The organism is Streptosporangium minutum (assembly GCF_002149035.1).
Classification (GTDB): Bacteria; Actinomycetota; Actinomycetes; order Streptosporangiales; family Streptosporangiaceae; genus Streptosporangium; species Streptosporangium minutum.
The window spans coordinates 1-11,099 of sequence record NZ_NGFP01000292.1 but is presented as its reverse complement, the minus strand read 5'-3'; the positions used below and the strand labels follow the sequence as shown (position 1 = coordinate 11,099).

Annotated in this window: 11 protein-coding genes; 7 read left to right on the top strand and 4 right to left on the bottom strand. The window is 73.0% G+C overall.

Annotated elements, in window-relative coordinates:
• From CA984_RS46705 to mmuM, 5 genes are all read left to right on the top strand, one after another.
• Positions 1-187 (top strand): hypothetical protein (locus CA984_RS46705; RefSeq protein WP_165781567.1); only part of this gene is annotated, 187 nt, incomplete at its 5' end.
• On the top strand, positions 184-2,505 hold the full coding sequence (locus CA984_RS38425) for a VIT domain-containing protein (RefSeq protein WP_086578306.1): 2,322 nt from the start codon (positions 184-186) through the stop codon (positions 2,503-2,505). The genes CA984_RS46705 and CA984_RS38425, both read left to right, overlap by 4 nt.
• A 72-nt stretch (positions 2,506-2,577) precedes the next feature.
• Positions 2,578-4,209, top strand: a complete 1,632-nt coding sequence (locus CA984_RS38420; RefSeq protein ID WP_086578305.1) for a DUF885 domain-containing protein — start codon at positions 2,578-2,580, stop codon at positions 4,207-4,209.
• 198 nt (positions 4,210-4,407) lie between these two features.
• Positions 4,408-5,268: a viomycin phosphotransferase gene (gene vph / locus CA984_RS38415; RefSeq protein ID WP_086578304.1), complete on the top strand. Its 861-nt coding sequence runs from the start codon at positions 4,408-4,410 to the stop codon at positions 5,266-5,268.
• 216 nt (positions 5,269-5,484) lie between these two features.
• A complete protein-coding gene (mmuM, locus tag CA984_RS38410) occupies positions 5,485-6,348 on the top strand; it encodes a homocysteine S-methyltransferase (protein ID WP_086578303.1) in 864 nt (287 codons plus the stop codon).
• Between the two features lie 28 nt (positions 6,349-6,376).
• On the opposite strand, the gene CA984_RS38405 is transcribed toward mmuM, so the two are convergent.
• The gene (locus CA984_RS38405; protein WP_086578302.1) at positions 6,377-6,694 is read right to left on the bottom strand and encodes an L-rhamnose mutarotase; all 318 of its coding nucleotides are present in this window, start codon (positions 6,692-6,694) and stop codon (positions 6,377-6,379) included.
• A gap of 276 nt (positions 6,695-6,970) precedes the next feature.
• Between CA984_RS38405 and CA984_RS38400 the strand changes: the two genes are divergently transcribed.
• Both CA984_RS38400 and CA984_RS38395 read left to right on the top strand, forming a co-directional pair.
• Positions 6,971-7,969, top strand: coding sequence for an acetylxylan esterase (locus tag CA984_RS38400; protein ID WP_086578301.1), 999 nt, complete (start codon positions 6,971-6,973; stop codon positions 7,967-7,969).
• Positions 7,970-8,007: 38 nt separating this feature from the next.
• The gene (locus CA984_RS38395) at positions 8,008-9,015 is read left to right on the top strand and encodes a LacI family DNA-binding transcriptional regulator (protein WP_207621195.1); all 1,008 of its coding nucleotides are present in this window, start codon (positions 8,008-8,010) and stop codon (positions 9,013-9,015) included.
• 154 nt (positions 9,016-9,169) lie between these two features.
• On the opposite strand, the gene CA984_RS38390 is transcribed toward CA984_RS38395, so the two are convergent.
• The 3 genes from CA984_RS38390 to CA984_RS38380 all read right to left on the bottom strand — a co-directional run.
• Positions 9,170-10,096: an urease accessory protein UreD gene (locus CA984_RS38390; protein ID WP_086578307.1), complete on the bottom strand. Its 927-nt coding sequence runs from the start codon at positions 10,094-10,096 to the stop codon at positions 9,170-9,172.
• 8 nt (positions 10,097-10,104) lie between these two features.
• Positions 10,105-10,734 carry an urease accessory protein UreG gene (ureG, locus tag CA984_RS38385; RefSeq protein ID WP_086578299.1) on the bottom strand — a complete coding sequence of 210 codons (630 nt, stop codon included), beginning with the start codon at positions 10,732-10,734 and terminating at the stop codon, positions 10,105-10,107.
• Positions 10,735-10,756: 22 nt separating this feature from the next.
• Positions 10,757-11,099, bottom strand: a 343-nt coding sequence (locus tag CA984_RS38380) for an urease accessory protein UreF (RefSeq protein ID WP_278249090.1), incomplete at its 5' end; no start/stop codon positions are given.

Genomic DNA, 11,099 nt, shown 5'->3' with positions numbered 1-11,099 from the left:
CCACCCACCGCCCGCCGCGATCGTTCACGGCGTACGGCTGGCGACGGGCGTGACGCTGCTGCTCGACGGCGGCGGCCGCGCCCCCTCACCCGACGACCTCGCCGAGATCACCGCCGCGTCCGAGGCGCTCCTCTCGGTCCTGCGCCACCACGACCTCGCCCCTCCGGAAGGGAAGAAACTGCCATGATCACCTCGATCGCAACGCTACGACCGGAGGAGTGCGAGCCGGTCCCGGACGCGGGGCTGGGAGCCCTCGTCACCGAGCGCGGCAACCTGCCGCTGGAGAGCGTGGACGTCACCGCCGCCGTGTCCGGCCTGATCGCCGGGGTGGAGGTGGTCCAGGGCTTCCGCAACCCGCACGACGTGGCACTTGAGGCGACCTACGTCTTCCCGCTGCCCGACCGGGCCGCCGTGACCGCCTTCAGGATGGAGGCCGACGGGCGGGTCATCGAAGGGATCCTCAAGGAGCGCGGCCAGGCCAGGGCCGACTACGACCAGGCGCTCGCCGAGGGCAGGCGGGCCGCGATCGCCGAGGAGGACCGGCCCGACGTCTTCACCATCAGGGTCGGCAACATCGTGCCGGGCGAGCGGGTCACCGTTCACCTCACGCTCAACCAGCCGCTCCCCTACGAGGACGGCGCGGCGACCTTCCGCTTCCCGCTGGTCGTCGCCCCCCGCTACATCCCCGGCGCCCCGCTCGACGGCGAGCAGGCCGGCGACGGCTGGGCTCCGGACACCGAAGCGGTCCCGGACGCCTCCCGGATCACCCCTCCGGTGCTGCTGCCCGGCTTCCCCGCCCCGGTACGGCTCTCGCTCGCGGTCGCCGTCGACCCGGCCGGGCTGGAGCTGCGCGAGGTCCGTTCCAGCCTGCACGCGGTCCGGGAGGAGGAGGGCACGGTCCGCCTCCAGCCGGGTGAGCGGCTGGACCGCGACTTCATCCTGCGCCTGTCCTTCGACGCCTCCACCTCGCTCGCGCTGGTCCCCGACGAGGACGGCGGCGACGAGGGCACGTTCGCGCTGACCGTCGTCCCCGATCCGGCGCCGGCCACCGCCAACGCCAAGGACGTCGTGCTGGTGCTGGACCGTTCGGGCAGCATGACCGGCTGGAAGATGGTCGCCGCCCGGCGTGCCGCCGCGCGGATCGTCGACACGCTCACCGGCGGCGACCGGTTCGCGGTGCTCTCCTTCGACACCGTGGTGGAACAGCCCGAGGGGCTCGGCGAGGGGCTCTCCGAGGCGTCCGACCGCAACCGCTACCGGGCGGTGGAGCACCTGGCCCGGCTGGAGGCGCGTGGCGGCACCGAGATGCTGGCCCCGCTGGAGCAGGCCGTCGCGCTGCTCGCCGACTCCGGCAGGGACCGGGTCCTGGTGCTCGTCACCGACGGGCAGGTCGGCAACGAGGACCAGATCCTGGAGCGGACCGGCGCCCGGCTGGCCGGGGTGCGGGTGCACACGGTCGGCATCGACCGGGCGGTCAACGCCGGGTTCCTCGGCAGGCTGGCCGGCCTGGGCTCGGGCCGGTGCGAGCTGGTGGAGTCGGAGGACCGCCTGGACGAGGCGATGGAGCACATCCACCGCAGGATCGGCTCCCCCCTGGTCACCGACCTGTCCCTCAAGGCCGACGGGCTCGACCTGCTCCCCGGCACGGTCAGCCATCTCGGCTCGATCTACGCGGGCGTGCCGCTCACCGTCCTGGGACGGTACCGGGGGGCCTCCGGCGGGGCGCTGGCCGTACACGGGCTGGAGTCCACCGGGCAGCCCTGGGAGCGGCGGGTCGCCGGGGCGCGCGTGGACGGCCGCGCCATGCGCCCGATCTGGGCGCGGGCCCGGCTGCGCGCCCTGGAGGACCGCTACGCCGCCGGTGACCACTCGCTGGAGGAGGAGATCGTCGGAGTCTCGCTCAGGTACGGCGTGCTCTGCCGGTTCACCGCGTTCGTCGCGATCGACAGCAAGGTGGTCGCCGAGGGCGGGCCGGGACACCATGTGATCCAGCCGGTGGAGCTGCCCGGCGGCTGGGAGAACCCGGTCCCGGCGGCGCCGATGATGCTGTCCGCGATGGCCCAGCCGCGGCCGGGCGCGCCCATGGGTCCCCCTGGGCTCGCGGCCCCCGGCGCGGCGCCGAAGTTCGCGGCCAGCGGGATGGGCGGCGCGCCGAGGGACATGGCGGCCGACAGTTTCGCCCCGCGTGGCGCGATGATGTCGCCCCGTCCCGCGCCGGCGGCGGCCGTACCGCCGAGGGAACTGCCCCGGGCCGAGCTCGCCGAGGAGCTGAAGCGGCTGCGCGCGGCCGAGTCCCTCGGTACCGCCGACCGGCTGCGCCACCTCCAGGACCTGGGCAGCCGGCTCGCGGCCCTGGCCGTCTACCTGGGCGGTCACGCGGAGCTTGAGGCCCTGGCCAGGGACCTGCAGTCGGGCGGCGACGTCGACGCGCTGTGGCGCCGGGCCGTCGAGGGGCTGGAGGCGCTGAGCCGGTCCGGGGGGCGTCGCCCGTTCTGGAAGAGATGAACCATGACCGGGGGGGTCAAACTATGTCGATCATGGAGTGACTCCCCAGGTCAGGTCGGCTAAAGTGCCGGAATGACCAGCCCGATCTTCGCCCTTTGCGATGAATATGTCACCCGTTCGGCGGCGCTCGACCCGGTCGGCGCCGGGATGATCGGCATCGACGTCGAATTCGCCCCGGCCACCGACTACGGCCCGGACGGCATCGCCGCCCGGGCCGCCCTGATCAGCGACACGCTGGGCAGGCTCGCCTCCCTGCCACCGCAGGGGGAGGCGGACGTGCGGGCCGCCGCGCACCTGCGGGAGCGCCTTGAGGCCGAGCTCGCCTGGCACCGGATCGGCGAGCCGTTCCGCGCGGTGCAGGCGCCGTTCGGGCTGATCACCGACCTGCGCGACAGCGTGGATCTGCTGCCGCACGGCGACGACGACGAGTGGCGGGACGTGGCGGCCCGGCTCGCCGCCGTTCCGGAGATGCTGGACGGCTGGCGGGCGAGCCTGGAGGCCGGTCTCGCCCAGGGCATGCCGGCGGCCCGCCGCCAGGCGCTGGAACTGGCCGTGCAGACCGCTCTCTTCGCGAGCGACGGCACCCACCGGGCGCTCGTGACGAGCTACGGCGACGGCCCGGTCCGGGCCGAGTTGGAGCGGGGCGCCGAGGCGGCGCACGCCGGATACGCCGAGGCCACCCGCTACCTGCGGGAGGATTACGCCCCCCGGGCGGCCCAGGAGGACGCGGTCGGCGCCGAGCGCTACGCGGTGGGCGCCCGGCTCAACCTGGGCGCCGACATCGACCTGGTGGACGCCTACCAGTGGGGCTGGGACGAGCTGGGCCGTATCGGGGCCGAGCTGGCCGCCGAGGCGCAGCGGGTACGGCCGGGCGCCTCGGTGGAGGAGGCGACCGCGATCCTCAACGAGACGCAGTACGTCGACGGCGCGGACGCCTACCGGGGCTGGCTGCAGGAGCGTCACGACCAGGCGGTCGAGCAGTTGCACGGCACCCACTTCGACATCGCCGAGCCGCTGCGCCGGGTGGACGTCACGCTGGCCCTGGGCTCGACCTCGGGCGCGGCCTACTACACCTCGCCGAGTGAGGACCTGTCGCGGCCGGGCCGCACGTGGTGGCCGGTGGGCGACGACCGGGGGCGGTTCGAGACCTGGAACGAGCTGACCACCGTCTTCCACGAGGGCGTGCCCGGCCACCACCTCCAGCTCGGTGCCACCCGCGTGGCCGGGGACAGCCTGTCGCGCTTCGGCAGGAACTCCTGGGTGAGCGGGCACGGCGAGGGCTGGGCGCTGTACGCCGAGCGGCTGGCCGACGAGCTGGGCTGGTTCACCGAGCCGGGCACCCGGCTGGGCATGCTCGGCGGGTCGGCGCTGCGGGCCGCCCGGGTGGTCATCGACATCGGCGTCCACCTGGACCTGCCGCTGCCCGACGGCTCGAAGTGGACCTTCGACAAGGCATGCGAGGTGCTGCGCGACCAGGGCCGCTGCGAGCCGCACCGGGTCCACGCCGAGGTGGTCCGCTACTTCGGCTGGCCGGGCCAGGCCCCCTCCTACAAGCTGGGCGAGCGCGCCTGGCTGGCCGCCCGCGAGGAGGCCAGGCAGCGCCTGGGTGCGGCCTTCGACCTGCGCCGCTGGCACACCGCGGCCCTGGAGCTCGGCCCGGTGGGCCTGTCCGGCCTGGCCGAGGCCCTGCGCCGGATCGGCTGACCGGCGCGGTCCGGACGGATCGCGGGACCCGTCACGGCCGGCCCCGCGATCGACGTCGCAACGGGTCCCGCGGCGGATCCCTCGATGGGCCGTCCGGCGAGAACGGCATCCGCTGGACGGCCGACCGCCGGCGCCCGCCGCGTGACCACCCGACCTGGTACATCCCGCCACGTTGAAGAGAAGGACAGTTCGCACCTCATGCAGATCCTGCAGACGAATCGCGCTCTGCTGAACCGGCTGCTGCCGGGCGTCAAACCGGAAGATCTCACCGTCCGTCAGGGGCAGTTCCATCAGGTGGTGATCGGCTCGGACCGTGTCGTGTGCCTGCCTCGCACCGAGGCCGCGGCCGCCCGGCTGCCGCACAGGGCCGCTGTCCTGGGCCTGCTCGCCGGGTTCGATCTTGGCTTCCGCACGCCTCAGCCACTGTTGGAGGGCAGCGCTCAGGGCACGGACGAGCTGCCGTTCCTGGTCCTCAGCCGCGTCCCCGGAGCCCCGCTGGAGACTGACGCACTCGAAGATCCCCAGGTGGCCGAGGCCGCGGCGGCGCAGTACGTCACGCTGCTCACCGAACTGGCCAGGGTCGGCGCCGAGGAGGAGGTGCGAGCGGCCGTGCCGGCACCACAAGATCGTTGGCGGCGGTTCGCAGCGGACGTCCGCGCCGAGTTGTTCGGGCTCATGTCCGACGGGGGGCGTCAACGGGCCGAGCGAGAGCTCGCGGCGCTGGACGACCTTCCCCACATCACCGACGCGGTGGTACACGGTGACCTCGGTGCCGAGAACGTCCTGTGGGAGTGCGACGACGGACTGCCGGAGCTCAGCGGGGTGATCGACTGGGATGAGGTCACGATCGGCGATCCCGCCGAGGACCTCGCGGCCGTCGGCGCCAGCTACGGCACGCGTTTCTTGAATCGGGTGCTCACGCTGGGCGGCTGGGCGGACAGCACGACGGCTACCCGCATCGCCGTCATTCGCGCGACCTTCGCCCTGCAGCAGGCCCTGTCCGCGCACCGGGACGGCGACGAAGAACAACTGGCGGACGGTCTGACCGGCTACCGCTGAATGCGTCCCCGGCCGCACCATGGTCGTCGTCCGCTCCCGTCACCGGTGTTGACGGACCGGCGACGACCCCCGAAGACGTGTCAGGCTGTCGGCCTCTCCAAAGGCACTCATGTCTACAGCCCGGTGATCGTTTCCGGTCACAGTGCTACCCGGCCAGGGGCGGCGGGCCCGCCGCCCCTGGCCGGGTAGCGGCGAACAATGACATAAAGTAGCGAAATGGTAATTCTGGACGGCGGACTGGCCACCCATCTGGAGGCGCTCGGCGCCGACCTGCGGGACGAGCTCTGGTCGGCGAAACTCCTGCTGGAGAACCCTTCGGTGATCAGGCAGGCACATCTCGACTACTTCGCCGCCGGGGCCGAGGTGGCGACCACGGCGAGTTACCAGGCGAGCATTCCGGCGTTCGTGCGGCGGGGGCTGAGCGCGCGCGAGGCCGAGGAGCTGATCGTCCTGTCGGTGCGCCTGGCCGCGGAGGCCAGGGACGCCCACGGCGCGGGCACGGTGGCCGCGAGCGTCGGACCCTACGGGGCCTACCTGGCCAACGGCGCCGAGTACACCGGCGACTACGACCTCGACGAGGACGGCCTGGCCGACTGGCACCGCGACCGCTGGCACATCCTGGCCGGCAGCGGGGCCGACCTGCTGGCCTGTGAGACCATCCCGTCCTACGCCGAGGCCAGGGCGCTGGGCCGGCTGCTCGCCGAGACCCCCGGGACCCGGGCGTGGGTGAGCTTCTCCTGCCGCGACGGCGAGCACATCAGCGACGGCACCCCGCTCAAGGACGCCGCCGCCCTGTTCGCCGGCGACCCGCAGGTGATCGCCGTCGGCGTCAACTGCACGGCTCCGCGCCACATCCCCAGCCTCATCGGCCGGATCGAGGGCAAGCCGGTGATGGTCTATCCGAACTCCGGCGAGACCTGGGACGCCGCGGACCGCCGCTGGCTCGGGCTGGCCGATCCGGCCGAGTTCGGCGCGGCGGCGGCCGGCTGGCACGCCGCGGGCTCCGCCTTCGTCGGCGGCTGCTGCCGTACCACCCCCGAGCACATCCGCCAGATCGGCGAGCACCTGAAGGCCGGCTGAGCGGGGACCGGTCGCCCGGGAGCGCGGATCAGCCGAGGTGGAACACCTCGGTGAGCGTCATCATGCCCTCGTCCGGGCGGCCGTCCAGGCCCTCGAAGAACGGCGCCATCTCCGCCTGCCACCGCGCGTTGACCCCGGTCGCGGCCATCCCCGCCAGGGCGGCCTCGAAGTCGTCGGTCTCCAGGTAGCCGACGAGGAGCCCGTCGTCCCGTACGAACAGCGAGTAGTTGCGCCAGCCGGTGGCCCGCAGGGCGTCGAGCATCTCCGGCCACACCGCCGCGTGACGTTCGCGGTATTCGTCCAGCCGGTCCGGCCGCACCTTGAGCAGGAAGCAGACGCGTTGCATGAAGACTCCATTTAAAAACGTTTTAACGAAATATTGGCGAAGCTATGCCGGGACGCGCGCCACTGTCAACAGCCGCGTACGGCCACGCGGAGACACGGAGAACCGGACCTTCCGCCACGGAAACACTCCCCGCCGGTCACCTCTGGCGGATAGCCCCAGAAGTGGACACAATGACCGATGGCGCCGGGCCGGCCGGGCACCGAGCCCGCCGGACCGCCCGGACGTCATCGATCCATCCTGTCCTCGCTGAGGAACGCTTCACCATCGGGAGATTCCGTGTTCGTCGACATGCCCCTCGAACAGCTCAGGGAGTACCGGCCCGAGCGCCGGGAACCCGCCGGGTTCGACGCCTTCTGGGACCGGACGCTGGCCGAGACGCGGCGGCACGACCTGGGCGCCGTCTTCACCGAGGTGGAGACCGGCCTGGCGCTGGTGCGCTGTTTCGACGTCCGCTACGCGGGCTTCGGCGGGCACGAGATCCGGGGCTGGCTGCTGGTGCCGGCCGCGGCCGGCGGCCCGCTGCCGTGCGTGGTGCAGTACATCGGCTACAACGGCGGCCGGGGCCTGCCGCACGACTGGCTGACCTGGCCGGTGGCCGGGTGGGCGGTCTTCGTGATGGACTCCCGGGGACAGGGCGGCGGGCGCGCGGGTGACACCGCCGACCCGGTGGGCGGCACCGGCCCGCAGGTGAGCGGCAAGCTCACCCAGGGCGTGCTGGCCCCCGACGGCTACTACTACCGCCGCCTGTACGCCGACGGCGTCCGCGCCGTCGAAGCCGCCCGCTCCCACCCGCTGGTGGACCCCTCGCGCGTCGTCGTCTCGGGCGCCAGCCAGGGCGGCGCGCTCGCGATGGCCGTCAGCGCCCTGGTCCCGGACCTGCTGTTCGCCTTCATCGACGTGCCGTTCATGTCGCACATCCGCCACGCCGCCGAGATCACCGACGAGGACCCCTACGCCGAGCTCGGCCGGTTCCTCAGGGCCAACCGCCACCGCGACGACCAGGTCTTCGACACCCTCGACCACTTCGACGGCGTGAACTTCGCCGCCCGCAACACCACCCCGGCTCTCTTCTCGGTCGGCCTGCGCGACGGCGTGACCCCGGCCTCCACCGTCTTCGCCGCCTACAACCACTACGCGGGCCCCAAGGACATCCGCGTGTGGCGCTTCAACGGCCATGAGGGCGGCGAGTCCGCCCAGGTGGCCGAGCATCTCAAGGCCGCAGGCGACCTGCTGGCCGGACGGCTGCCGCTCGCCGCCGGAGAGCTGGTGCCGTAACTGGCGCACCGGAGTTTGTTACGTTTTAATCAATGCTCATGAGTTCGGTGAGCATCAAGGATGTCGCGGCGCGTGCCGGAGTCTCCCCCGGCACGGTGTCCAACGTGCTCAACCGCCCGGAGAAGGTCGCCGAGTCCACGCGCGTCCGGGTCGAGAAGGCCATCCGCGAGCTCGGGTTCGTCCGTCACGGTTCGGCCTCCAGCCTGCGGGCCGGGCACAGCCGCACGATCGGCCTGTCGGTCATCGACATCGGCAACCCGTTCTTCACCGACGTGGCGGCGGGCGTGGAGGAGGGGGCCAGCGAGCGCGGATACGCGGTGATCCTGGGCAACTCCTCGGGCGACCGGTTCAAGGAGGAGCGCAACCTGCTGGTCTTCGCCGAGCAGCGGGTCCGGGGAGTGCTCATCACCCCGGCGGGGGCGTCTCTCGCCAAGCTCGACCAGCTCAGGGAGCGCGGCATCAGCGTGGTCCTGGTGGACCATCCGGCCGAGCGGCCCGACCAGTGCTCCGTCGCGGTCAACGACGTCACCGGCGGCTCCCTGGCGGTCTCCCACCTGCTGGACGGCGGGGCCGAGCGGATCGCCTACGTCACCGGCCCCCTCACCGTCCGCCAGTGCCTCGACCGGCGGATCGGGGCCGAACGGGCGCTGGCGGCGGCGGGCCGCGACCCCGGGCGGGCGCTGGAGGAGATCGCGACGGACGCGATGAACGCCAGGGCGGGGCAGGAGGCGGCCGAGAAGATGATCTCCCAGGGGCGGCTGCCGGACGCCGTGTTCTGCGCCAACGACCTGCTGGCCCTCGGCGTGATGCGCGCGCTGCTCCAGGCGGGCGTCCGGGTGCCCGAGGACGTCGCGCTCATCGGCTACGACGACATCGACTTCGCCTCGGCCTCGGCGGTCTCGCTCAGCTCGGTCCGGCAGCCGACCCACCGGCTGGGCCGGGTCGCCACCGAGCTCCTGCTCGACGAGTGCGACAATCCGGAGTCCCACGCCCACCGGCAGATCATGTTCCAGCCCGAGCTGGTCGCCCGGGAGTCGACCCGCTGACCCCGCGGCGTCCCCGGCTCCAGCGCCCGCGGCTGGACGGGGGCCGGCCCGCCGCCCCTGCGGCGCGCCGGTGTGCCGCCGGCGCCCTCGGCGGGACAGGAGGGTACGGCGCCCCGGCAGCCGCGACCGCCCCGGCCGCCCGGCGGGAGCGCCGCTAGGGTCTGCGGCGGCGGGGTGACGGGACTCCGATGAGGAGACGGCGGACGGCGTCCCAGGCCGCCCGGAGGGCCTCGTTGACCTCGGGGGACTCCGCTCCGAAGACGCGGGCCCAGGCGCCGCAGTCCTGGGGCAGCACGCTGGCTCCGGCCCGCACGCCGTACGGGGCCAGCGCCTCGTGCAGGGTGTCGGCCACCATCGTGGCGGGGGCGCGGGCGGTCACCACGAACAGCGAGGCCATCACCCCGAAGCCATCGAGGACAGCGGGGCCCGTGACGCCGCCGTCGGAGGGCACCAGCCGCAGGGTGTCGGCGAAGAGGATCTCACCGTCCGGGCGGCTCACCTCCAGGTCGGTGCAGAACGCGTCGTAGTCGTTGCGCTCCCCGCGTGCGAGGCGGCCCGCGAGCATGCTCTCGCTCAGCACCACCGTGGCCGACGGGTCGACCACCAGCTCGGTGCGCTGGTAGAACCGGGAGCGCGCGAACGGGATCGCCGGATCGGGGAGATACTCCAGGTAGCCGTCCGCCCCCACCGCGACGGTGACGAGCTGGGTGGCGTAGTCCTGCTCCATCTTGTAGATCTTCGTGGCGGCCTGCGTGGTCAGGTTCACCTCGGCCCCGGCGCCGCAGGTGAAGTCCATCCGGTAGCGGTCCCCCTGGAGGACACCGCCGCCGGACGACATCAGCATGACGTAGGGCATCCCCGGCCGCTGCTCGTCGTAGTAGATCGGGCGCATGATCTGCAGCGGCGTCTTCTGGTAGTGACCGGTCAGCTCGGTCCGCCCGCCGATCCTGTCGAACCCCAGCTCCAGCACCCCCACCTTGCCGGGGCTGCCCACCGCGAGCGTGTCGGGGACCCCGGCGTGGCGGGTCACGGCCTCCGGGATCCGGTCCACCGTGTAGTGCCCGGCGGACAGCCTGTCCACGGGAGCCTCTACCGCGCCGAGGAGCACGCCACCGCCCCGCGCACCTCGATGAAGTCGGCGACCTCGGCCACACCGGTCCCGGTGAGGCAGTCGGTGAGGATGACGGGACGGCCGGCGCGCACGCGGTGGGCGTCGCCCTCCATCACCGACAGGTCCGTGCGGACGTATTTGGCGATGTCGATCTTGTTGATCACGAGCAGGTCCGAGTCGGTGATCCCCGGGCCGCGCTTGCGCGGCATCTTCTCGCCCTCGGCGGTGTCGAGCACGAAGATGTAGATGTCTGCCAGGGCGGGGCTGAAGGTGAGCGTCAGGTTGTCCCCGCCGCTCTCGAACAGCAGGATGTCGATGTCGGGGAACCTGTCGAGCATCTCGGCGCCCGCGGCGAGGTTCATGGTGGGGTCGTCCCGGACCGCGGTGTGCGGGCAGGCCCCGGTCTCGACGCCGACCACCCGGTCCGGGTCGAGGACGCCGGCCAGCGAGCGGCGGACGTGCTGGGCGTCCTCCTGGGTGTAGATGTCGTTGGTGATGACGCCCGGACTGTGCCCGCGCTCGATCAACAGGGGCACCACGGCCTCGATGAGGGCCGTCTTGCCGGAGCCCACGGGGCCGCCGACGCCTACCTTCAGTACGTTCTCCACGGGGATCCTCTCGGTGGTGCGGTCAGGTGGTGAAGAGGCGGGCCTCGGCCCGCTCGTGGGCGGCGGAGACGATGTCGGCGAGGGGCACGGAGGCATGGATGTCGTACGGGCTCCGGGCCGCCAGGGCGGTCGCCGCGGCGTGCGCGATGCCGGGATGCGCGCCGTACAGGATGGCCTGGGCCTGGCGGAAGTCCACCCTGCCCATGCGGACGGCGGAGGCGGTCCAGCTGGAGGCGAAGGCGAACAGGTCCCCGGCGACCGCCTGCCTCTCGGGCACCCCCAGGCCGGCGTGGACCGTCCCGACCACGACCGCGTGGTTGCCCGGCGTGGCCCCCGCCCTCACCAGATCCGCCAGTTTCCCGGCC